Origin of the sequence: Nonomuraea sp. NPDC049400, assembly GCF_044466425.1 — a bacterium.
In the GTDB taxonomy this organism is placed as follows: domain Bacteria; phylum Actinomycetota; class Actinomycetes; order Streptosporangiales; family Streptosporangiaceae; genus Nonomuraea.
This window is the reverse complement of the sequence record NZ_JBITMP010000027.1, coordinates 50,287-72,128: the sequence shown is the minus strand read 5'-3', so window position 1 is coordinate 72,128 and position 21,842 is coordinate 50,287. Positions and strand designations below refer to the sequence as shown.

General features: G+C 69.6%; 25 protein-coding genes. 9 read left to right on the top strand and 16 right to left on the bottom strand.

Annotated elements, in window-relative coordinates; genetic code table 11:
* Nucleotides 1-12: 12 nt before the first annotated feature.
* The 10 genes from ACIBVN_RS35160 to ACIBVN_RS35115 all read right to left on the bottom strand — a co-directional run bounded on the left by ACIBVN_RS35160 (nucleotide 13) and on the right by ACIBVN_RS35115 (nucleotide 8,693).
* Nucleotides 13-387: a type II toxin-antitoxin system PemK/MazF family toxin gene (locus ACIBVN_RS35160; RefSeq protein WP_397143910.1), complete on the bottom strand. Its 375-nt coding sequence runs from the start codon at nucleotides 385-387 to the stop codon at nucleotides 13-15.
* On the bottom strand, nucleotides 388-1,065 hold the full coding sequence (locus ACIBVN_RS35155) for a hypothetical protein (protein ID WP_397143909.1): 678 nt from the start codon (nucleotides 1,063-1,065) through the stop codon (nucleotides 388-390).
* Between the two features lie 121 nt (nucleotides 1,066-1,186).
* Nucleotides 1,187-2,413, bottom strand: a complete 1,227-nt coding sequence (locus ACIBVN_RS35150) for an LD-carboxypeptidase (protein ID WP_397143907.1) — start codon at nucleotides 2,411-2,413, stop codon at nucleotides 1,187-1,189.
* Between the two features lie 6 nt (nucleotides 2,414-2,419).
* Nucleotides 2,420-2,650 (bottom strand): hypothetical protein, encoded by a 231-nt coding sequence (locus tag ACIBVN_RS35145; protein WP_397143905.1) that lies wholly within the window; start codon nucleotides 2,648-2,650, stop codon nucleotides 2,420-2,422.
* A 264-nt stretch (nucleotides 2,651-2,914) separates the two neighbouring features.
* Nucleotides 2,915-3,790, bottom strand: coding sequence for a phosphotransferase family protein (locus ACIBVN_RS35140; protein WP_397143904.1), 876 nt, complete (start codon nucleotides 3,788-3,790; stop codon nucleotides 2,915-2,917).
* Between the two features lie 37 nt (nucleotides 3,791-3,827).
* Entirely contained in the window at nucleotides 3,828-4,745 is a 918-nt protein-coding gene (locus tag ACIBVN_RS35135) for a carbohydrate ABC transporter permease (RefSeq protein ID WP_397143902.1), read from the bottom strand.
* Nucleotides 4,745-5,656 carry a sugar ABC transporter permease gene (locus tag ACIBVN_RS35130; protein ID WP_349449933.1) on the bottom strand — a complete coding sequence of 304 codons (912 nt, stop codon included), beginning with the start codon at nucleotides 5,654-5,656 and terminating at the stop codon, nucleotides 4,745-4,747. Before ACIBVN_RS35130 ends, ACIBVN_RS35135 begins: the two co-directional genes overlap by 1 nt.
* Nucleotides 5,656-7,068: an N-acetylglucosamine/diacetylchitobiose ABC transporter substrate-binding protein gene (gene ngcE, locus ACIBVN_RS35125; RefSeq protein ID WP_397143900.1), complete on the bottom strand. Its 1,413-nt coding sequence runs from the start codon at nucleotides 7,066-7,068 to the stop codon at nucleotides 5,656-5,658. The genes ACIBVN_RS35130 and ngcE overlap by 1 nt, the downstream gene beginning before the upstream one ends.
* 19 nt (nucleotides 7,069-7,087) lie before the next feature.
* Nucleotides 7,088-7,822 (bottom strand): sugar isomerase domain-containing protein, encoded by a 735-nt coding sequence (locus tag ACIBVN_RS35120; RefSeq protein WP_397143898.1) that lies wholly within the window; start codon nucleotides 7,820-7,822, stop codon nucleotides 7,088-7,090.
* 1 nt (nucleotide 7,823) lies between these two features.
* Nucleotides 7,824-8,693, bottom strand: coding sequence for a MurR/RpiR family transcriptional regulator (locus ACIBVN_RS35115; protein ID WP_349449930.1), 870 nt, complete (start codon nucleotides 8,691-8,693; stop codon nucleotides 7,824-7,826).
* 79 nt (nucleotides 8,694-8,772) lie between these two features.
* Between ACIBVN_RS35115 and ACIBVN_RS35110 the strand changes: the two genes are divergently transcribed.
* Together ACIBVN_RS35110 and ACIBVN_RS35105 are read left to right on the top strand one after the other, a co-directional pair.
* A complete protein-coding gene (locus ACIBVN_RS35110; RefSeq protein ID WP_397143896.1) occupies nucleotides 8,773-9,723 on the top strand; it encodes an N-acetylglucosamine kinase in 951 nt (316 codons plus the stop codon).
* An 83-nt stretch (nucleotides 9,724-9,806) separates the two neighbouring features.
* Nucleotides 9,807-9,983 carry a hypothetical protein gene (locus ACIBVN_RS35105; protein ID WP_397143895.1) on the top strand — a complete coding sequence of 59 codons (177 nt, stop codon included), beginning with the start codon at nucleotides 9,807-9,809 and terminating at the stop codon, nucleotides 9,981-9,983.
* Here the strand turns inward: ACIBVN_RS35105 and ACIBVN_RS35100 are convergent.
* The 3 genes from ACIBVN_RS35100 to ACIBVN_RS35090 form a co-directional block, all read right to left on the bottom strand.
* Entirely contained in the window at nucleotides 9,956-10,840 is an 885-nt protein-coding gene (locus ACIBVN_RS35100) for a hypothetical protein (RefSeq protein ID WP_397143893.1), read from the bottom strand. The genes ACIBVN_RS35105 and ACIBVN_RS35100 overlap by 28 nt on opposite strands.
* The gene (locus ACIBVN_RS35095; protein WP_397143891.1) at nucleotides 10,837-11,370 is read right to left on the bottom strand and encodes an RNA polymerase sigma factor; all 534 of its coding nucleotides are present in this window, start codon (nucleotides 11,368-11,370) and stop codon (nucleotides 10,837-10,839) included. Before ACIBVN_RS35095 ends, ACIBVN_RS35100 begins: the two co-directional genes overlap by 4 nt.
* 88 nt (nucleotides 11,371-11,458) lie before the next feature.
* Nucleotides 11,459-12,529: a thiolase C-terminal domain-containing protein gene (locus ACIBVN_RS35090; protein WP_397143889.1), complete on the bottom strand. Its 1,071-nt coding sequence runs from the start codon at nucleotides 12,527-12,529 to the stop codon at nucleotides 11,459-11,461.
* A gap of 198 nt (nucleotides 12,530-12,727) precedes the next feature.
* Here ACIBVN_RS35090 and ACIBVN_RS35085 point away from each other — a divergent pair, with 198 nt between their 5' ends.
* Together ACIBVN_RS35085 and ACIBVN_RS35080 are read left to right on the top strand one after the other, a co-directional pair.
* Nucleotides 12,728-13,576, top strand: coding sequence for a LysR family transcriptional regulator (locus ACIBVN_RS35085; RefSeq protein ID WP_397143887.1), 849 nt, complete (start codon nucleotides 12,728-12,730; stop codon nucleotides 13,574-13,576).
* 15 nt (nucleotides 13,577-13,591) lie between these two features.
* Entirely contained in the window at nucleotides 13,592-14,212 is a 621-nt protein-coding gene (locus ACIBVN_RS35080; protein WP_397143885.1) for a MerR family transcriptional regulator, read from the top strand.
* Between the two features lie 21 nt (nucleotides 14,213-14,233).
* On the opposite strand, the gene ACIBVN_RS35075 is transcribed toward ACIBVN_RS35080, so the two are convergent.
* Entirely contained in the window at nucleotides 14,234-15,121 is an 888-nt protein-coding gene (locus tag ACIBVN_RS35075; RefSeq protein WP_397143883.1) for a hypothetical protein, read from the bottom strand.
* A gap of 77 nt (nucleotides 15,122-15,198) precedes the next feature.
* Between ACIBVN_RS35075 and ACIBVN_RS35070 the strand changes: the two genes are divergently transcribed.
* Complete coding sequence (locus ACIBVN_RS35070) at nucleotides 15,199-15,612, top strand: TIGR03668 family PPOX class F420-dependent oxidoreductase (protein ID WP_397143881.1); 414 nt, start codon at nucleotides 15,199-15,201, stop codon at nucleotides 15,610-15,612.
* On the opposite strand, the gene ACIBVN_RS35065 is transcribed toward ACIBVN_RS35070, so the two are convergent.
* Nucleotides 15,602-16,276: a ThuA domain-containing protein gene (locus tag ACIBVN_RS35065; RefSeq protein ID WP_397143879.1), complete on the bottom strand. Its 675-nt coding sequence runs from the start codon at nucleotides 16,274-16,276 to the stop codon at nucleotides 15,602-15,604. The genes ACIBVN_RS35070 and ACIBVN_RS35065 overlap by 11 nt on opposite strands.
* A 99-nt stretch (nucleotides 16,277-16,375) precedes the next feature.
* Between ACIBVN_RS35065 and ACIBVN_RS35060 the strand changes: the two genes are divergently transcribed.
* A complete protein-coding gene (locus ACIBVN_RS35060) occupies nucleotides 16,376-17,221 on the top strand; it encodes an RNA polymerase sigma-70 factor (RefSeq protein WP_397143877.1) in 846 nt (281 codons plus the stop codon).
* Between the two features lie 63 nt (nucleotides 17,222-17,284).
* Complete coding sequence (locus ACIBVN_RS35055) at nucleotides 17,285-18,046, top strand: SDR family oxidoreductase (RefSeq protein WP_397143875.1); 762 nt, start codon at nucleotides 17,285-17,287, stop codon at nucleotides 18,044-18,046.
* 3 nt (nucleotides 18,047-18,049) lie between these two features.
* Here ACIBVN_RS35055 and ACIBVN_RS35050 read toward each other — a convergent pair whose 3' ends face one another.
* Nucleotides 18,050-18,622 carry a TetR/AcrR family transcriptional regulator gene (locus ACIBVN_RS35050; RefSeq protein WP_397143873.1) on the bottom strand — a complete coding sequence of 191 codons (573 nt, stop codon included), beginning with the start codon at nucleotides 18,620-18,622 and terminating at the stop codon, nucleotides 18,050-18,052.
* 78 nt (nucleotides 18,623-18,700) lie between these two features.
* On the opposite strand from ACIBVN_RS35050, the gene ACIBVN_RS35045 reads away from it, so the two are divergent.
* Together ACIBVN_RS35045 and ACIBVN_RS35040 are read left to right on the top strand one after the other, a co-directional pair.
* On the top strand, nucleotides 18,701-20,350 hold the full coding sequence (locus ACIBVN_RS35045; protein WP_397143871.1) for an FAD-dependent oxidoreductase: 1,650 nt from the start codon (nucleotides 18,701-18,703) through the stop codon (nucleotides 20,348-20,350).
* Nucleotides 20,347-21,777 (top strand): ATP-binding protein, encoded by a 1,431-nt coding sequence (locus ACIBVN_RS35040; protein WP_397143869.1) that lies wholly within the window; start codon nucleotides 20,347-20,349, stop codon nucleotides 21,775-21,777. The genes ACIBVN_RS35045 and ACIBVN_RS35040 overlap by 4 nt, the downstream gene beginning before the upstream one ends.
* Nucleotides 21,778-21,842 lie beyond the last annotated feature (65 nt).

Here is a 21,842-nt window from a genome sequence, read left to right as displayed (position 1 = left end):
GGCGGAGCAATGTCAGTCGAGCAAGCCAAGATACTGAGCGAGCCGGCCTTGAACCTGGGTCAACAGGTCTTCGTCCAGCACGCCGGTGCGGTCTTCGAGAGCGGCCTTCGGCAAGGGTTGCACCGCCGGAATCCTGATCCAGCACTTCTTGACAGCTCCACCCTGGCCCTTGGCGAGTTGCACGTCGAATCGTGTCCGGCGCGAGGTGGAGCCAGAGATGGGACAAGCGAGGATGAATGGCCACTCGGGATCGCTGTTGGACTGCGCGCCGGTGACAACAACCACGGGACGGCGCTCGTCGTGGACCACTCGTTCTTCCTCGGGAATGAGACGAAGCGTCTTGTCGGTGACGAGATAGACGCCTCCGACAATGTAGGGACCCGGCACCTAATTCCCCAAGAGACGGCGGATCGCCTCTGCCCGGTGCTCGGCGAGGTAGCGGCTCTCCTCGGCGAGATCGTCGACACCGCCGGGCTCGTCGTCAGGCAGGGGATTGCGCTCTGCCCACCGGCGCAGGCGGGTCAGACCGGAGCCCAAGTCGGGCAGGGGCGGCCCCCCAGCAAGATCGAGTCGCGCGTCGTCCCGACGCTGCCTGCTCGCTTCCCGCATCGGCGGCGTCTGGCAGGCGAGGTCATACAGCTGGCCCGGCGAAAGCCGCCCATACTCTGCCAGAACGGCCTCCATGATTGTCGCGAACTCAACGCTCACCACCGCCTGAGGAACATCGACCAGATGGATGGTCCACTCACGGCGACCGGCGAAAGGATCGACGCTCTCATCGAGGAGGATCACTCCTGCTTCACGAAGGTCACGCTCGACCTCGCCCAGCCGAAAACTATGGGGACCGCTACGGCTCCAGCGCCATTCGAGGCCGGAAGCAGCGGGCAACCCCTGCTCGGCGGCGCGGAGATCGGCAAGATAGAGGAGGTGGGAGAGCTTGGTGCGGCTCACACGCACGCCGGCGGCCCGGGCAGTCGCCAGCAGATAGGCGACGGCCGCCGCAGAGCCGCTAAGGGGCACAGGGGCCGACACGATGTCCAGTGTAGGCATCGGATGAAGCATCACCGGCAGCTCCTCGCGCTCGCCCTCGAATACGCGTTTGATTATAGCTCTCCGTGTCTTCTAGTTTACCCTCCGATGCCGTCCTTCGTGGCGGCGTTTCCCGCGGAGCCGCCGAGGCGGGTGGTCAGTGTCGCCGCAGCGTCAAGCTCGCCTCACCACCCTCGACGGTGAGCTCGGCCTGACCGCCGATCGGGAAGGCGGCCAGCGGGTCGGTGTGGCCGACGTCGATGTTGGCCAGCACCGGAAGTCCCGCCAGTGCCGGCTGGGTGGCGATGATGTGTTCCAGCAGCGAGCGCGTCATACGGCTTGCCCTCTGGAAACGCCCGATCGCCAGCCCCCGGACCCCGGCGGCGTCGGGAAGCTGAAGCAGTGATGTCAGGTTCCGGGCGAAGGCCACCGGAGGCGATTCGAGGTCGTCCTCGACGATCAGTATCGCGCCGTCAAGCGAGGGCATGTAAGGGGTGCCTTGCAGCAGGTTCAAGGTGCAGAGATTCCCCCCGATGATCCTCCCCTCGGCCGTGCCTGGCCGGAGCGGCCACCATCCCTCGTTGGGGAACAGGTCGCGCTTGTCCTGGTCGAGGAACCAAAGATCGTCACTCCAATGGGCCGCCGGACTCAGGGCTACCGGATCGGAGCCGAACATGATCTCCGTGAACCATCGCAGTGTCTGCTCGAAGTGATCGCGTATCCCGAACGTCGACCAGTGCGGCCCCGAGTAGGTGACCAGCCCGGTACGGGCGAGGATGGCGTTCTGCAGAGCTGTGATGTCGGAGTACCCACACAAGATCTTCGGGTTGGCGAGGATCAGCCCCCAGTCCAGGAATGGCAGCAGCTCGTTGCAATTGTAGCCGCCGATGACCGTCATGATCGCTGCTGCCGACGGGTCCGCGAAGGCCTCGTGCAGGTCGGCGACCCGGGAGGCGATGCTCGAGGGGTCGAAGGCGTCCCGCTCGTCGACGTGGCGGCCGTAGGAGAGCGTGAGACCGAGCTCGGCGAACCGGGCTTCGATGATGGCGGTGTGATCGTGCTCTGTCACCATCGCGCGGGACCTGGCCGGCGCCACCACTCGTACGACGTCGCCTTTTGTCAGCTTGGGCGGATAAATTACGTTCATTTTCTGAGCGTAACGAGGCACTTCACTACCTTCCTGTCCGATCGGGCCTGTCGCGCGGAGAACTGAGCCATCCGACAGGAGATCCTCGGTGACGACACTCGAGAGCTGACGGTCGTCATCACTGGCATCTATGACGAGGCCTGGTTGCTGGAGATCGAGGCGATCGCCGCACGGTGAACAGTGCAGATGGCCTGGTCCGCTCTGGATGACGATCCGTGTGCCGGACAGCACCCACACGAGCCATCAATCTGCGACGCGGCACTCCTCCCCGGAGCACACCTCGTCGAACAGTTGGCCGGCACGCTGCTGCTCCTCTGCGGACACAGGGCCGTTGCGGCGCGCGTAATCGGCCAGATACTCGTCCAGTATCCGGCCACGCCGCTCGCGTTCCACCTCCGCAGCTGTCTCTTCGGACAAGGAAAGGCTCACCCGGGTCAAGAGACCCTCACCGAAGCTGTACGAGGTCTCAGGCATGGTTCCGAGATATCACAGAGTCGAGCGACGCGCAGGCGGAGCCTGCGCCTGGATAAGAGCGCCTGAGCGTAGCGAAGCCCGACAGGGGTCGGGACTGGGCCCGACTGGGAGCGACGGCTGAGCCCTCTGAGCGCGAAGCGCCCCTGGCGAAGACCTTGCGCGCCGCCAGGCGCATTTCGGGACGAGCGGAGCGAGGCACGCTCGGGGTGGGCTCCAGCAGGCCCACCCGGTGACAGGGCCACGGGCGGGTGGCCTTGGCGCAACCTACTCGAAGGTCCAGGCCAGGTGGGTCAGGGCGGCGTCGGCGTAGTGGCGGGGGCCCGTGCTCAGGCCGTACGCCAGGTCCTCGATGAGTGCGCACCTCGCGTAGAAGAGCACCCTTTCGCGGTCCGTCCCGTCCAGGTCGAAGCCGTAGTGCGACACCGTCGCCTCGAAGACCTCCGGGCCCAGGTCGCGGTAGATGAGGGCGAAGTCGTGGGCGGGGTCGGTGACGGCGGCGTCGGTCCAGTCGATGATGCCGGTGACGGTGCCGGCGTCCGCGTCCACCAGTATGTGCTCGGCGCCCAGGTCGTTGTGGCAGAAGCGCAGCGAGCGGGGCTCGTCCGGCGGGGGCTCCCGGAAGAAGCGCTCCACCGAAGGGCGCTGCTCTTCCGGGACGTGGCTCTCCACGTCGCGGTAGTCGAGCTCGGCGTCCCGGAGGAGTGTCGGCGCCGGGTAGACGTCCAGTGGCGCCAGGTCGCGCATCCTGGCGGGTGCGGCGGAGTGGAGGGCGGTGAGGAACTCGCCCAAGGGCTCTGCCAGGCGCCGCAGGTCCCGCGGGGCTCGGGCCGGGTCCCGCGGGTCGTGTGCCGGGTGCCGGTTGAGGGGCTCGCCCGGGAGCTTGTGGTACGCGATCACGCCAGACTCGTCGTCGGCGAAGACCACTTCGGGGACCGGCAGCGGGGAGAGCTCTCTGACGGCCGCCAGGCGGGCGACCTCCTGCCGGTTGGTTTCCGGAGTCGTCGCCTTGTTGCGCCGTACCAGTAGCTCGTCGTTGACCTCGTACACCATGTTGTCGAGGCCCTGGCCGAGCGGGCGGATGGAGCGCACCCGGTAGTCGGGGAGATGGCGGGACAGCAACGTGCGGATGTCGCCGTTCACACACCGCAGAGTAAGCCCCCCGCGCCGGGCACGCGAGCTATTTGAGGGCTCCCGAGGTCAGGCCGCTCTGGATCTGGCGCTGGAAGACCGTGTAGACCACCAGCATCGGGAGGATGGCCAGGGTCAGGGCGGCGAAGAGGGCCGACCAGTCCTGGTCGTATCCGGCGGCGGTGGAGATGTCGGCGATGCCCTGGGTGAGGACCCACTTGTCCCGTTCCTGCAGCAGCACCAGAGGCAGCTGGTACTGGTTCCACTGTCCCAGGACGTTGAAGATCGTGATGCTGATGATGCCGGGCCGCGCCATCGGGAGCATGATCTGGAAGAAGACCCTGGTGTGCGACGCGCCGTCCACCATCGCGGCCTCCCCCACGGCGGTGGGGAGCGTGCGGAAGAACGCCGACAGGAAGAAGATCGTGAACGGCATCGAGTACGCGATGTAGACCAGGACCAGGCCGGCGTGCGTGTTCAGGCCGATGAACGGGCCGATCAGCGGCACGTTGCCCATGTTCTGGACGACGAAGAAGAGCGGCGTCAGGGCCAGGTAGACGGGGAAGGCCAGGCCCGAGACGAAGAGCAGGTAGATCGCCCGGTTACCGCGGAAGGGGTAGCGGGCCAGCACGTACGCGCCCATCGACCCGATCAGCATCGTGCCGAACGTGCTGAACGACACGACGATGATGCTGTTGAGCATGTACTGCCCGATGTGCGCCTGCTCCCAGGCCCTGGCGAAGTTGTCCCAGCGCAGCGAGGCGGGCATCGACCAGGCGTCGCCGAAGATCTCGTCCTCGCTCTTGACCGAGGCGAGGAACGTCCACAGGATCGGAACCACCACCAGCAGCGTCCAGACCAGCAGCGCGACATGCGTCAGCACGCCCAGCGGGCCGAGCCGGCGCTTGCGCTCCTGGCGGGCGATCCTCCGCGAGTTCGCCGCCGTCCACGAGATCATCGTTGTCATCAGTACTCGATTCGTTCGCGCCGCGAGAGGCGCAGCGAGAGGATCGCGAAGCCGACGGTGAAGAAGAACATCACCACGCCCAGCGCCGAGGCGTACCCGAAGCGGAAGTACTGGAACGCGTTGCGGTAGATCTCGGCGGCCATGACCGTGGTCGACCAGTCGGGGCCGCCGTGCTGGTCGGTCATCACCCAGACGATCGCGAACACGTCGAGCGCCATGATCCCCAGATAGACCCAGGCCACCTGCACGGTGTCCCAGAGCAGCGGCAGCGTGATGCGGAAGAACAGGCTCAACCGGCTGGCCCCGTCGATCTGCGCGGCCTCGAACATGTCCTTCGGGATGGAGGCCAGGCCGGCGGAGAAGAGCACGACGTAGAAGCCGACCGCCTGCCAGACCATGACGCCCAGCACCGACCAGAACGCCACGTCCGGATCGGACAGGAACCCGATCGGCTTGACCCCGAGCGCCATCAGCGGGCCGTTCAGCATGCCGCTGCCGTCCGGCCGGAACACCTGCTGGAACAGCACCGCCACCACGGCGACGGCCAGGACCTGCGGGAAGAAGAACACCACCCGGTAGAACTTCGACCCGCGGATCCCCGTCACGCCCTGGGCGCCGCCCACATTCAGGAGAAAGGCGAAGAACAGGGCGATGACGATCGTGATCAGCGGCAGCAGCACGAGCAGCGCGCCGTTGTGCGTGACGGCCTTCCAGAAGATCCCGTCGCTGAAGAGCCGGATGAAGTTGTCCAGACCGATGAACGTGGGCGTGGCCGTCACGCCGCGCCAGTCGGTCATCGCGATGTAGAACGCCTGGATGTACGGCGAGATCACGTAAACCAGGTAGAGAATCACCGGGGCTGCCAGGAACGAGGTGATGAACAGCCCGCGGCGATACCTGTTGAAGATCATTAGCGCTTGTACTTCTTGATCGAGGAGTCGTTCTTGATCTCGTCGGCCTTCTTCTGGATGCGCTCCAGGTACGCCTCCGGCTTGAGCCCGCCCGACATGAGCTCGCCGGTGGCGGCGATGGCCTCGTCCTTCAGCTGGAGATACCACCTGTCGAAGCGGAAGTAGACGGTGTTGGTGCCCGCGGCGGTCAACGCCTTGGTGGCGCTCTGGGTGCCGGGCGACAGCGTGCGGCCCTCGCCCGCGCCCTTGACCACCGACACGGTCCGCACCATCTCGCTGAAGTCGCCTGCCGCCTTCTTCGACAGCATCGCCCGCAGGTATTCCATGCCTCCCTGCGGGTTGGCTGCCTTGGCCGGGACGATGAAGGTCTCGCCGGGCTGGGAGCGCAGCGTGCCGTACGGCAACTTGTCGGAGCCGGTGAAGTCGGGGACGGGGAACATGCCGTACTCGAAGTCCGCCGGGGTGGTGCTCTTCTGCTCGTTCTCCAGCCAGGAGCCGCTGGGCAGCATGGCGACCTTGTACTTGTTCTGCGCCGTCTGGGTCTGCACGTGGTCGAGACCGGCGGTGCCCTCCATCAGGTACTTGGCGCCGATCTCGGCCCATGCCGTGGCCGAGGTCTTCATGGCCTCGGTCTTCCAGGCGCCGTCCTCGAGGTTGTCGATGTTGACCAGCACATCGGCGCCGCCGATCTTCGCGGCCATCGTCAGCAGCGGATCGTAGAGGTACTGCGGGAACTTGCCCGCGTAGGTGAAGGGCGCCATCTTGCCGGACTTCTTGATCGTCTCGCAGAGCTTCAGGAACTCGTCCCAGGTCTTGGGCACCGTCCATCCGTTGTCCCTGAAGACCTTCTGCGAATACCAGATGCCGAAGATGTAGTTCACGTAGCCGAGCACGCCGAACGTGCCGCCGTAGGTGCCGTACTCGATGACCGCGGGCTCGATGGTGTCCCTGACCTTGACGGCGGGGTCGTCCCAGCTCGGCGCGTCGAGCAGCGCGGCCAGGTCCTGGAGCTGGCCGTCCTGGGCGAGCGCGCCGAAGTCCATGGCGTTGGCGCCGGAGTTGTCGATGACGTCCGGCGGGTTGCCACCCGCGAAGCGCGGCTGGAGGACCTTCGTGATCTCCTTGGTCGCGTTGTGCTTGATCTCGACGCCGGGGTGCTTGGTCTTGAACAGCGGCTGGTGGATGTTCTTGGCGTAGTCCTGGCCGAAGCCGCCGTCGAAGATCCACACCTCCAGCGGCTTGTTGTCCGCCACGCCGAACGGGTTGGCCGCGCTGGTCGCCACCGGCGCCGCCGAGGACGAGGCGGAGGGCTTGGCGGCGGGCGTCGCGCACGCGGCCAGCGCCCCCGCAACCGGTACGAGTGCGGCCCCGCGGAGGAGCTCACGCCTGGTGATGTGGGGGGTGTTGGGCATATGACTGCTCCTGACTTGTCTATGATCCGCGTCGGATACGTCCTGCGTAGCGGCTCTCCAGGGCCTTGTTGTGCTCGTCGCCGCCGGTCACGTTGACCGACATGTAGACAGGGGGCGTCTCCCCCATGGCCACGAGCTCGTCCACCGCCTCGGTGACCACCATCTGCGCGAGCAGCGCCGAGGTGACCGTGGACACCGCGCCGTACGTGCCGCCGCCGGGCAGCTCGAGGATGGCGTCGCCGTACGGCGCGCCGTTGTCCAGCACGACGTCGGCCAGGTCGAGCAGTTTGCGGCCCGACGGGTGGCGCGAGGTCATCTGGGTGCTGTGCTTGACCGAGGTCAGCGCGATCAGCGGGTGTCCGCGCTCCTTGACGAGCGTGGCCAGCTCGACGACCGTGCCGTTCACGCCGGAGCTGGAGATCAGCACGAACACGTCCTGCGGCTGGACCGGCGCCAGGTCGTAGATCTCGTGCGCGACGGCCGGGTCGCGCTCCAGCTCGGGGGTCAGCACGCTGGCCGGGCGGCCACCGTACAGGACGAGGTCCCTGGGCGTGAGGCGGTTGCTGGGGACGAGGCCGCCGGCCCGTCCGGCGATCTCCATGGCGATGGCCTCGGAGTGCCCAGACCCGAACGCGTTGACCACGCCGCCCGCCCGGATCGAGGCCACCACCAGCGCGGCGGCCTTCTTCACCGGCTTGGCCTGGCTCTCCGCGACCTGGCGTGCCAGATCGAGGGCCTTGGATGCGTACGTCAATTCAGCCTCTCTCCACCCGGTGGCTCTCCACCGCGCTGATCGTGCGCTCGAACGCCTCGTTGGTGCGTTCGTAGGTGCGCTGGGCCACCGCCACGTACACGGCGTCCAGGACGAACAGCTGCGAATGGACGGCGGCCAGCCCGCCGAGCCTGAACGTGGTCTCCCTGCTGGCCGTGGTCAGCACGAGGTCGGCCAGCTCCGCGAGCGGCGAGCGGGCGAAGGAGGTGACCGCGACCGTCAGCGCGCCGTGGCTGCCCGCTTCGGCCAGCGACTCCATGACCTCGCGGGTGCGGCCCCTGTGGCTGATGCCGATGGCCACGTCGCCCTCCTTGAGCAACGCCGCCTCCGACAGGGCCACGTGCGCGTCCCCGGCGCTCCAGCCGGGGATGCCGATGCGGCGCAGCCGGCCTTCCAGCATGGTTGCGACGTTACCGCTGGTGGAGACCCCGACGAGGAGGACACGCGGCGCGGCCACGATCGCGTCGGCCACCTTGGCGACGACGTCGAGGTCGAGTTGGGCGGCGGTGTCCTGGATGAGCCTGGCGTCGGCGGCGGCCATGACCTCGATGGCCGAGTCGAGCGGGTCGTCAGGGCCGATCTCGTGGCCGACGCCCGCCCCCCAGCCCGCCTGCGCTGCCCTGCCGGTCTCGGTGGCCAGGGCGACGCGCAGCTCGGCGTACCCGGAGAAGCCGAACGCCCGGCAGAACCTGGTCACGGTCGCGGGCGAACTGCCTGCCCGCTCGGCCAGCGCGATGATGGTCGAGCGCGCGGCCTCGGCAGGATCGCCGAGAATCACCTCGCCGACCCTGCGCAACGCCTCCGGCAAACCGGGTAGTTCTGTTTCGACGCGCCCGAGCGCTCCTGAAGTCACGAATATTCCTTCCGAATACCCGGTCTTCTGGCGAAAATTATTCTTGCTTCCGGTCCACGTCAACCCCCAGACTCGGACCGTGACTGAATCGCTAGTGGTCGGTGTCGATGCCGGAGCCACGTCCACGCGGGTCGCCGTCCACACGCTCGACGGCGCCAGGGTCGGCTACGCGCGGGCCGGTGCGGGCAATCCCACTGCTCACGGGCTGGGCAAGGCGGTGGCGGCGATCGCGGCCGCGCTCGGGGAGGCGCTCGGGACACACGACGGGGGGCGGGTCGCCGGCTCACTGGCCGGGGTCGCCGGGCACGTGCACGAGATGGTGCCCGAGCTGGCGAAGGTCTGGGCCGACCACGGCATCGCCGAGGGGCCGCGTTACCTGCACGACGTGCTGATCGCCTACGCCGCGGGCTCAGCGGAGCCCGACGGCTCGCTGCTGCTGTCGGGCACGGGCGCCGTGGCGGCCAGGATCGCGGGCTTCGAGGTCGACACGGTCGCCGACGGGCTGGGCTGGCTGCTGGGCGACGAGGGGTCGGGCTTCTGGATCGGGCGCCGGGCCGTCAAGGCCGTGGTCCACGCCCTGGACCGGGGTGCTGCTCCCGGTGGCGGCGGTCTGACCGAGCTCGTGGTGGCGCACTTCCTGGGCGACGACCGGCCCGCGGCGCCGCGTGCCGCCGCCGACCGCATCGTACGGCTGGCGCAGGCCGACCACATGCGCCTGGCCGCCCTGTCGTCCCTGGTCAGCCAGGCCGCCGCGGCAGGCGACCCGGCCGCGCTCGAGATCACCAAGGAGGCTGCCGAGTGCCTGGTCGCCACGCTCAGGCGGGTGCACGGGTCCGGCCCGGTGGTGCTCGCGGGGAGCGTGCTGACCAGCGAGGGCCCGGTGCGCCGGGCGGTGACGGAGCTGCTGGCGGGCGAGCGCGTCACGACGGCGGGGGACGCGGCGGGGGCGGCGGCCTGGCTCGCGGTCCGCGACATCCTCCCAGAAGACGACGCGAAGGCCCGGCACGCCGCGTTCACCGCCGCGCCCTGATCGAGCGGGCCTCCGTCCTCGCAGCTCAAGCCGCTGATCTGCACGAGGCCCTGGATCGCGCCCAGGCCGACGGGCTGGCCTATGTGATCCTGGACGGCACCCTAATCCGCATCGATCGGTGCGCCGAGCAGAGCATCAGTGTCAAGGGCGAGCCCATCGACGCCTGGTACTCCGGCAAGGCCCACCAGCACGCCGGCGACCTGCAAGCACTGTCGGCGCCCAGCGAGCCCGTTCAGCCGACCGGAGGCACGCCGTTGTAGACGGGGTTCTTCGGCAGGTTCTCCTTGGTGACCAGCAGCCGTACCTCGCCGGGCTGCACGGACTCCGCCTCCCAGACGTACCAGTCGTTCCCGACGTGCGCCTTCTGCTCCTCCTGCCTGATGGAGTAGCCGTGGTAGTCCTCGTGTGGCGTGATGACCTGGAAGGTCGTCGTCACCCCGCGCGCACGCGCCTCGGCGACCACCTCGCCCACAGTGCGCCCGCTGATCTTGACGCCCGCCAGCATCTCGCCCTTCGCGTTGGCGTGGCCCGGAACGCCGTACGCCTCCCCCGGCCGGGCCCTTCTCCCGAACTTCAGCCACGCCTGGCCCTTGAAGCCGACCGGCAGCTTGAGCACCAGGACGCACCCGGGCTGCCCGGCCTCGCAACCGTCAGGCTCCGTGCCGGTGGTGATCCTTTCGCCCACGGCAGCGTCGCCGAGGCCCGACTGGACCAGCCCGCCGGCCCGGCTGGGCGAGAGCGGCACGATCTGCAGGGAGACGTCCAGGCCGACGGCCTTGAAGCCTTGGTTGTACTTCTCGTACCGGGCGTACGGGTCCTTGATGCGGGCCACCCACTCTCCGCCCTCCTGGACGATGTCCAGCTCGGTGCTGGCGTACGAGGTGGCGACGCCCGTGGTGGTGACCAGGCTGGGGCCGATCAGGGCGGCGGCGGCCAGCACGGCGGTGGCCGCGGCGCTCAGCAGCAGGCGCCAGGTACGGCGGCGCGGCACGTGTGCCCTCTCCGGCGTGGGCTCCTCGGCGGTGATGGCGGCCAGCAGCGCCCGCGCCCCCGCACCGGACGCCCGGCCCGCCAGGTCCTCGTCGCGCACCCTGGCGAGGTGCTTCAGCTCGTTCATGTGGACTCCATGACCAGGCGGTTGACGGTGACGCCAGCGGTGGCCAGCGCCTTGGAGAAGCGCTTGCGCGCCCGATGGAGTCGGATGCGCACCGCGTTGCGCGAGCAGCCGAGCACGGTGGCGATCTGGGCCCGGTCCAGGCCCTCCCAGGCCACCAGCGAGATCAGCTCCCTGTCGTCCTCGGGCAACTCTGCGAACGCCCGCGCGATCGCGCTCAGCTCGAGGCTGGTCTCGGGCGAGTGGGCGTACAGGTCGGCGAGGTCGGCGTCGAGCTCCACGCTCCGGTGCCGGTGCCTGGCCTGGCCGCGGCGGTGGTTGGCCAGCACGTTCCTGGCCACCCCGTACAGCCAGAGCCTGGACTCGTCGCCCGGCGGCAGTGCGTCCATGCGGCGCCAGGCGATCGCGAACGTCTCGGCGACCACGTCCGCCGCGTCCTCCGGCGAGTCGCAGCGGCGCATGGCGTAGCCGAGTACGTGCTCGTACGTCTGCTTGTAAACGGCCTCGAACCGGGTTTTCCGGTCGTCATCCACGGGCGGTCCCCATGGTCGGCCTCCTCAAGTATCGGGATCGGATCACCCCGTACATGTCGGAGGCATCACCGGCATTTCACCCGATTTTTCACCGCACTAGCAGAGCGGCACTCCCGTAGCTCCCGCCGAACCCCGTCACGAGAGCCACCTCACGTCCCTCCTGGAGCTCCCTGACGGCCTGGGCCACGTTGTTCAGGCCGTGCACGTAACCCTCCGAGAGCAGGCCGCCGTGCGGGTTCACCCAGGCGTGGCGGCGCTCCAGCAGGTACGCCCCCAGGTCCCCGCGCTCGACCAGCCCGAAGTCCTCCAGTTGCCGGGGCACGAGCCACGAGTACGCGTCGTACGGCAGTGCCGCGTCCACATCCGACGGGCGCATGCCGGACGCCTCCCAGAGCATGGGGGCCACGTACGCGGAGAAGATCGCGGTGACGTCGGGCGCGCGGTCCATCGAGGAGCAGCCAGGGCCTCCCCCGCGCACGACCGCCTGGACGCGCGGTCCGTCGAGGACGCCGCTGACCAGCAGGGCACATGCGCCGTCGGTCTCCTGGCAGCAGTCCGCCGTGCGGAGCGGGGTGCAGACGTACGGCTTGGCGAGGTAGTCGGCGAGCTCGAGCGGCTCGCGGCGCAGGGCTCGCGGATTGCTCTTGGCGTTCTCCCTGGACTGGGCGACGACCGCGTGCAGGTGCTCCGAGCTGAGGCCCGTGTCGTGCAGGTAGCGGGTCGCGGCCAGGGCGAACAGCGGGATCGGGCCCGCCAGCCCGTACGTGAAGCGCTCCTGGGGCCCGGTGGAGACGGTGTTCATGCGCTTGCCGGAGCGGCCATTGAGCGCACGAAATATCACGATATTTCGTGCTAAACCTGCGTGTATCAGCATCGCCGCGTCGCCCAGGATCGACGCCGCCTGCGTGCCCCCTCCCGCGATGTCGTTGTGCCACCCGAGCCGCTCGATCCCCAGCGCCCGCGCCACCTGCACCACGGGTGCGGAGTCGTTCATGTGGTAGCTGAGCACCGCGTCCACGTCGCGCGGCCCGATCCCCGCATCCGCGCAGGCCGCCCGGCACGCCTCGACCGCCAGCTCCAGCTCGGTGCGCCCGGACTCCCCGGTCAGGGCCGTCATCCCGATCCCGGCCACGGCCGCCCGCCCCGCGAACGGCTGCATCCCCCGCCTCCTCCACTCACCCGCCGGCAGCGCCCGAACGATCGCGCCCGATCGCCGCCACGCTAGCCCGAGCCGGCATCCGGGGCAAGCGCTTGCTCGGCTACAGCCGCAACGACAGCGTATCTTCACCGGAGCCAACCTCTCTTGTAATACGGAGGTGTGATCAACCGATAGCCCATCATCACGCCGAGGTGAGGGATGGATCTACGCTACGTCCGGTACGCGATGGCGATCGCACGGGCCGGCAGCCTGCGCCGGGCCGCCGCCATGCTGCACATCGCGCAGCCGACACTGTCAGAGCAGCTCAGGGCACTGGAGAAGGAGATCGGGGTCGAGTTGTTCAGCCGCTCGTCGAGCGGCGTCCAGCTCACCGAGGCAGGCGAGGCCTTCCTGGCCCAGGCCACCGTCGCGGTCGACGCCTTCGACCGGGCCGTGGCCGCCGCGAGGTGCACCGCCCAGAGCGCGCGCCTGGGCGTGGCCGACGGGCTGGCCGACGTGGTCGCCCGCCTGCTCGCCCAGCTCCAGACCTCGAACCTGCGGGTGGCGCCCATGGGGACGGCCGAGCAGATCGTCTCCATCGTGGACGGCACCCTGCAGGCCGGGCTCGGCTACGCTCCCGGCTCGCTGCCCAGGGGCGTGGCCCGCATGCTGGTCCACCGCTTCCCGGTGCGCGCACTGCTCCACCGCGACCACCCCTTGGCGGCGCACGAGACGCTCTCGCTGGCGGACCTGGCGGCCGAGCCGCTGGTCATGCCGGAGTCCGACGCGGTGGCCGGGGCCCGCCGCTTCCTGGAGGGATTCGTACGGCACAGCCTCCACCCCCGCCTCGGCCCGGCCGCGGCCACGCACGACCTCGTCATCAACATGGTGCAGGAGGGCGCGGGTTACGCGTTGTGCGTGCATGAGGGCACGACCATCCCCGACTCACTCAGATTTATCCCGATAAAAGAGGACGTGCCGCCGCTGGAGGTGGTCTTCCTCTGGAACCGCCAGACCGACGTGCACGAGCTCCTCAGCGCGGCCCGCCACCTCGCCCGATCTGGATAGCGCTATTATCTAGCGATGCGCATCTCCGAACTCAGCGCCAAGTCCGGTGTCGCCATCCCGACGATCAAGTACTACCTACGCGAGTCCCTGCTGCACCAGGGGCAGCAGACGGCCGCGACCAGAGCCGAGTACGACGAGTCCCACCTGCGCAGACTGCGCCTGATCCGGGCCCTGCTCGAAGTCGGCAAGCTACCCGTGGCCTCGATCAAGAAGGTCATCGCGGCGGTCGAGGACGAGTCACTCCCCGTGCACGAGATGCTGGGCACAGCCCACTACGCCCTGAGCCCCGCCGTCGAGCCGGAGCCCGGCGAGGACTGGCAGATCGCCCGCGACCATGTCGACCGTCTCATCGCCGACCTCGGGTGGGACATCGCCCCGCACGCCCCCACCCGTGACGAGCTGGCTCAGACGCTCGTCCGGATGCGCCAGCTCGGCCTCCACATCGACCTGGCGCCGTACGCCGAAGCCGCGCAGAAGCTGGTGTCGGAGGTCGAGATGGACACCGTCCCGTTCCACGGCCCGCGTGACGCCGCCGTGGAGGCCCTGGTGCTCGGCACCGTCCTGTACGGCAGGGCGTTCGACGCGCTGCGCCGCATGGCCCAGGAGTCCGAGTCGGCCCGCCGCCTGTCCCTTTAGGCGGCTTTCCTCGGGCGGGGCCTAGATCACGCCGTTCGCGCGCAGCACCTCGACGGCGTGCACGGTGGCGGCACCGCGCCACTCGAGCGCCCCGGCGGGCGAGATGCGCGCGTAGTCCACACTCCAGCCGCCGTCGTCGTGCTGCTCCCCCGCCAGCCGGACGAGGTCCGCGGCGATCACCTCGGGTTCGAACAGGTCGCGGACCGGCCGGCCCGGGTAGGGGGCGAAGTCCAGCGGACGCAGCGCCTCGTTCTCTGTGCCGCCCTCGACGGGCACGCGCCCGTCCGCCGGAATGTGGGCGCCGAGCCGTTTGAGCAGGTCGGCCGCCCCGGGCCGGCTGTCGTACACGGCGTCGAGGAAGCGCACGGCGAACACCAGCACGTACGCGTGCGGCGCCGCGTCGAGCGCCTGGATCGCGTCGAAGCAGTAGCGGGTGGCCCGCTCCAGCCACGGATGCCCGGCCACGGCCGGGTCGTGGGCGGCCACGCGGTGGGCGGCGGCCGCGGAGATCGAGGTGATCTGCAGGGACGAGGTGGTCGCGTCACCTCCCGCCCACCAAGGGGCGGTGGCCGCCGAGACGGTGAGCGGCAGCGAGAACGGCAGCCCGCCGTCGGGCAGCGTGACCGACTCCAGCCAGTCGCACAGCGCCACGGCCTGCGGCGCGGTCGTGGGGGCGGCGTTCTCGAACACCTCGAAGGCGTGCAGCGCGGCTCCCGGCTGGCTCTCGGGCGAGCGCAGGTCCGGCTCCAGCCCCCAGCCGTAACCGCCGTCCGGGTTGCGGTAGGCGTCCAGCGCGGCCAGCACGGAGGCCGCGTCGCCGTCGCCCATGAGCAGGTCGTAGCGGCGGCGATCCAGCACACGCGCGTGCCCGGCGAGGAAACCGGGGATCGCGGCAAGGTTCACGTTCATGCGGTCATCCTGCCCACGCTGGCGACATGCGGTCTTGTAAGTTCCGGACGCCTTTCCCTGACAACCACAATGGGGGGATGGACGGGGAGCGGGCCCGCGCGAGGTTCCGGGGAGAGCGGGTGGCACGGCTGGCCACGGCGAGCGGCGACGGCACCCCTCACCTGGTGCCCGTCACCTTCGCTGTCGTCGCGGACCAAGTGGTGACCGCCGTCGACCACAAGCCGAAGAGCACCACCGACCTGCGGCGCCTGCGCAACATCCGGGAGAACCCGCGGGTCAGCCTGCTGGCCGACCACTACGAGGACGACTGGGCCCGGCTGTGGTGGGCGCGCGCCGACGGCCTGGCCAGGGTCGTGGAGGAGGGACCGGAACGCGAGCCGGCGGTCGAGGCGCTGGCCGCCAAATACGGCCAGTACCGCGAGCACCGGCCCGACGGCCCGGTCATCCTCGTGGACGTCACCCGCTGGAGCGGCTGGTCCTTCACTCCGTGATGGTGACGGGCCGCTTCAGCAGCCACAGCGCGGCCCGCTGGAGCAGCGTCCTGTGCACCTCGTTCTCGTACGACCTGGTGTCGTGGCCCAGGGCGTCGTAGAACACCCGGCCCCGGCGCACCGGCCGCGACCAGACCAGCGGCTGGCCGTTCGACGACGCCAGCGGCCGGACGTCGGGCAGGATGTCGAGGTCGCTGTAGACCTCGTCCACGACGTCGAAGTCCCGCAGGCCGTCCACCACGGGGTGTCCGCCGTGCACCCGCACCCCCGTCCACCCCAGCGGCGGGTGGTGGGACTTGGGCCAGGACCAGCAGCCGCCCAGGACGCGTGACCAGCCCTGCCAGTCGTCGAAACAGATCGACGCCGAGTGCATGCACAGCAGCCCGCCGCCCCGCTCGAGGTGGTCGAGGAGGGTGGTGCGGGCCTCGGGCGGTAACACGAAGCGCCACTCGGCACGCAGGTCGGCGAAGCGGTCCTGGGCCATCTGCCAGCGCAGCGCGTTGACCGTGATGAGCTGGACCTCCGACGGCTCGCTCAGCGCGCCCGCGATGTCCTCGGTGATCTCCGACTCGACCCCCACCTCGGCGAGCACCTCCGCGAGCGCGGCCGACGTGGCGGCGAAGTCGTGGAAAAGTCCTCCTGACAGGATCAGATTTCTCGCCACTTCCCAAGCTCATCATGCTTACCGCGGCATTTCCAGCCGGAAAGTTCAACTGGCGGCCCCGGCACGCCGACCTCTTGGGCGGCGGGGGATGATGCCGCCGTGGAGTTCGAGGAGTATCGCCCGATGCTGCTGGGGCTGGCCTACCGGCTGCTCGGCAGCATGTGGGACGCGGAAGACGTCGTGCAGGAGGCCTGGCTGCGGTGGGAGGGCGCCGACCGGAGCGAGGTCAATGAGCCGCGGGCCTTCCTGCTGACCGTGGTCTCGCGGCTGGCGCTCGACCAGTTGCGCTCCGCGCGGGTCAGGCGCGAGGCGTACACGGGACCGTGGCTGCCCGAGCCGGTGATGACGTCGGAGGCGGGACCGCTGGACACGGCCGAGCTGCGTGACACCGTCTCGTACGCGACCCTGCACCTGATGGAGCGGCTCTCGCCGCCGGAGCGGGCGGTGTTCGTGCTGCGCGAGGCGTTCGAGCTCCCGTACGACGAGATCGCGGAGATCGTCGGCTCCTCCGTGGCCAACGCCAGGCAGCTGCACCACCGCGCCTCCGCGCGGCTCGCCCAGGGGCGTGACAGGTTCCAGCCGTCCGCGGAGGACCACACCAGGCTGCTGGCGAAGTTCATGGACGCGGCCTCGGGCGGCGACCTGGCCGCGCTCACCGAGCTGCTCCACGAGGACGTCGTCGCCTACACCGACGGCGGCGGCAAGGTCAGGGCCGCCCTGCGGCCGATCCTGGGTCGCCGCAAGGTGGCGGCCTTCGTGCTGGGCCTGAGGAACAGGTACGGCTCCCCGGAGACGCAGATGCTCGACGTCAACGGCCATCCGGCCGTCTGGACGCGGGTGTCCGGATACGAGCAGCTGGTGGCGTTCGACATCCGGGACGGCCGCATCAAGGAGATCTACAACATTGCGAACCCGGACAAACTCACCCGCGTCACCCCGGACTGACCGCTGGAGTGCCGACCGGGCGGACCTGCTCAGCCACCCCCCGCACGATCTATAGTCGCCCCTATGGATCTCGGCATCTCGGGCAAGGTCGCCCTCGTCACCGGAGGCAGCGCGGGCATCGGGCTCGCGGCAGCCAAGAGCCTCGCACGGGAGGGCTGCGACGTCTGCGTCAGCGCCCGCAACCCGGAGCGGCTCGCGGACGCGGTGGTGCAGCTGCAGGAGTACGGCAAGATCGTGCACGCCGTGCTGGCGGACGTGGAGGACCCGGCCGCCGCCCGGCGGGTGGTCGAGGAGACGCGCGAGGTGCTCGGCCCGATCGACATCCTGGTGGCCAACGCGGGCGGGCCGCCGGCGGGCCGCTTCGACCAGGCCAGCCTGGCCGACTGGGAGGTCGCCGTCGAGCGCAACCTGCTGGGCACCGTACGCCTGATCCACGCGGTCCTGCCCGAGATGCGCTCGCGCGGCTGGGGGCGCATCGTCACGGTCACCAGCAGGTCGGCCAGGGAGGCGATCGACGGACTGGCGCTGTCCAACGCCACCCGCTCGGCCGTGGCCGGCGTCGTGCGCACCCTGGCCCGCGAGGTCGCCCGCGACGGCGTGCTGGTCAACAACGTGATGCCCGGCCCCATCGACACCGAGCGGCTGCGGAGCATGGCAGGCGACGAGGAGGCCCTCGCTCGGCGGGCCGAGGCGGTGCCGGTCGGGCGCATCGGGCGCCCGGAGGAGGTGGGGGACGTGGTGGCGTTCCTGGCCAGCGAGCGCGCCTCGTTCGTGAACGGGATCTCGATGCTGGTGGACGGCGGCGAGAGCCGCGTCATCGCCTGAGCGTCACTTCCTGACCAGCGTGCGCACGATCGCGGCGGCCCAGAGCCTGTCCTCGTCGGGGAGATCCACGAAGTAGGACAGGTTCGCCCGGTGGAAGCAGGCGCCCATCAGCATCGCGGCGGCGGCGTCGGCGTCCATCGCCTCGTCGAGCCGGCCGCCGCGCTGCTCGGCCCGCAGGATCTCGGCCAGCGCCTGGATCGGCAGATGCGGTCCCGCGTTCCTCTCGGCCAGCATGCCCCTGAACCCCGCCATGAGGGACGGGTCGGCCAGCACGCCGGACGCGATGCCCGCGGCCTTGCGGTAGAACTCCAGGGCCATCAGCGCGAACTCGGTGAGGTGCGCGGCCAGGTCGCCCTGGCCGGCGCTGAGGCGCAGCCGCGCCAGCGCGGGGGCGAGCGCGGGCAGCCGCTCCAGCAGGACCGCGAGGAAGAGCGCCTCTTTGCCGGCGAAATGCTTGTAGAGCAGCGCCTCCGAGCAACCGGCCAGTTGGGCGATGCGCTTGGTGGTGGCACCCGCGATGCCGAACTCACGAATCGCCTGCTCGGCGGCGTCAATGATGCGATCGCGTGTGCGCATCCGCCCATGATATGAGCGAGTGCTCACTGACTCCGCCGCACATGACATGCTTCCTATTAGGACCAGTGGGGAGAAGACATGGACAAGCCGGTCATCGTTACGGTGGACGACGACCCGGGCGTCTCGCGCGCGGTGGCCCGCGACCTGAGGCGCCGCTACGGCCAGGAATACCGGATTGTCCGCGCCGAGGCGGCCCGGGAAGGCATCGAGGCGGTCAAGCAGATGCGCCTGCGGGGTGACGACGTGGCGGCCATCCTGGCCGACTACCGCATGCCGCAGATGAACGGCGTCGAGTTCCTCGAGGCCGCGATGGACATGTACCCGTACGCGCGCAGGGTGCTGCTGACGGCCTACGCCGACACCGACGCCGCGATCCAGGCGATCAACGTGGTGGACCTCGACCACTATTTGCTCAAGCCGTGGGACCCGCCGGAGGAGAAGTTCTACCCGGTGATCGACGGTCAGCTCGACGCCTGGATGCGTACGGACCGGGTGGAGCGGGCCGAGCTGCGGGTGGTGGGTGACCGGTGGTCGGCGCAGTCGTACAAGGTGCGTGACTTCCTGGCGCGCAACCACGTGCCGTACCGGTGGATGCTGGCGGAGGACCCGGAGGGCGCGCAGCTGGTGAAGGCCGCGGGCGAGGGCTGCCACCTGCCGCTGGTGGTGACCGCCGAGGGCACCACGCTGGAGTCGCCCGGCCAGGCCGCGCTGGCCACGGCGGTGGGCCTGTCGACCACCCCGGCCACCGACTTCTACGACCTGATCGTGGTGGGCGGCGGCCCCGCCGGGCTCGGCGCGGCCGTTTACGGCGCCTCCGAGGGGCTGAACACCGTGCTGGTCGAGGCCTACTCCTCCGGCGGCCAGGCGGGGCAGAGCTCCCGGATCGAGAACTACCTGGGCTTCCCCGACGGCGTCTCGGGGCAGCAGCTCGCCGACCGGGCCCGCAGGCAGGCGCTGAAGTTCGGGGCGGAGCTGCTGACCGCGCGCAAGGTGGTCTCGCTGGAGACGCGCGGCCAGGCACGGGTGGTCGGGTTCAAGGACGGCGGGGAGATCGCGGCGCACGCGGTGATCCTGGCGACCGGCGTCACCTACCGCCGCCTGCAGGCGCCGGGGCTGGACGAGTTCGTGGGCCGGGGCGTCTTCTACGGCGCGGCCCTGACCGAGGCGCCGTCCTGCAAGGACACCGAGGTTCACATCGTGGGCGCGGCCAACTCGGCCGGGCAGGCGGCGGTCTACCTGGCGGGATTCGCGAGCAAGGTCAATTTGTTGGTGAGGGGTGATGGTTTGGAGAAGTCCATGTCTCACTACCTCATCGAGCAGATAGCCGCGCTCCCCAACATCGAGGTGCACCTCCAGACGGAGGTCGTCGGCGGCGAGGGCGACGACCACCTCGAGCGGCTGACGCTTTCGACCAAGGGCGAGATGCGCACGGTCGACGCGCAGTGGTTGTTCGTGTTCATCGGGGCCGAGCCGTACACGGCCTGGCTGGGTGAGACGATCGAGCGGGACGAGAAGGGGTTCGTGCTGACCGGTCCCGACCTGGTGCAGGGCGGGAAGCGGCCGCGTAACTGGCCGCTGCGGCGCGAGCCGTACTACCTGGAGACGAACGTGCCCGGGGTGCTGGCCGCGGGCGACGTACGCGCCGAGTCGATCAAGAGAGTGGCCTCCGCCGTCGGCGAGGGCGCGATGGCCGTCGCGCTCGTGCATCGCTACCTGGAGAAGCAATGAGCGAAACTGTCGACATCGATGAGCTGCGCAAGCTCTTCCTCTTCGAGCGGCTCACCGACGAGCAGCTCACCAAGCTCGCCAACAGCGGGCGGGTGCGGACGTTCGCCCAGGAAGAGGTGATCATCCGGCAGGGCGACCCGGCCGAGTGCTTCGCGGTGCTGCTCGATGGCGAGATCCAGATGATCAGTGAGACCGTCAGCGCCGGGACCGTGGCGATGCCCCGCACCTCCCAACCGGGCGTCTACGGGGGCGCCACCAGCGCCTACCTCGGCGACCGGGCGCCGCAGACCTACCAGCACACGCTGCGGGCGACCGCGCCGACGCGGATGTTCCTGCTGCCGGCCAAGAAGTTCGCCTACATCGTGGCCGAGTGGTTCCCGATGGCGATGCACCTGCTCGACGGCATGTTGTCGGGCGGACGGATGCAAAGAGAGATCATCGACCGGCGGCAGCGGCTGACCGCGCTCGGCACCATCACGGCCGGGCTCACGCACGAGCTGAACAACCCGGCCGCGGCGGCCGTGCGCGCGGCGAGCGAGCTGCGCACGCTGGTCAGGACCTCGCGGCTGCAGCTCGCCCAGCTCGCCGAGGCGGGCATCCCGCCGGAGAAGCTGCGCGCGCTGATCGAGTGGCAGGAGTCCTGCACGAACAACCTGGGCAAGATGCCGCAGCGCACGCCGCTGGAGATCTCCGACGCCGAGGACGAGCTGGGCGAGGCGCTGGACGAGCTGGGCGTCGAGGACGCATGGGATCTCGCTCCCTCGCTGGTCAACGCCGGGTTCTCGAACAGGGAGCTGGAGAAGGTCCGCGCCAAGGTGGGCGAGGAGCGAGCGTCCGACGCGCTGCACTGGCTGGCCAAGGCGATCGAGATCTCCCAGATGCTCAACGAGGTGACGGAGGCCACCGAGCGCATCACGTCGCTGATCGGCTCGGCCAAGCAGTACTCGCAGATGGACCGGGCGCCGTTCCAGCAGGTGGACGTGCATGACCTGCTCGACAGCACGATCGCGATCTTCCGCGGGAAGATCCCGCCGGACATCAGCGTGGTCACCGACTACGACCGCACCCTGCCGCTCATCCCGTGCTACGCGGGCGAGCTCAACCAGGTGTGGACGAACCTCATCCACAACGCGCTCGACGCGATGGGCGAGGTGGGCACGCTGACGATCCGCACCGCGCACGACGAGGACGAGGCGATCATCGAGGTCGGCGACACCGGTCCTGGCGTGCCCGACGCGATCAAGGAGCGGATCTTCGAGCCGTTCTTCACGACGAAGAGCGTGGGCCAGGGCACCGGTCTCGGCCTCGACATCTCCTACCGGATCGTGGCCGGACGGCACGGCGGGGAGATCAAGGTGCGCTCGGTGCCGGGCGAGACCTGGTTCGAGGTACGCCTGCCGCTCAGGGAACCGGTCCCGGTCGCCTGAACGTCCATCCCTCAACGGAGCACTTGTCAGGAAGCGCCCTTACCCCATGTAATGGTTGACCGAAA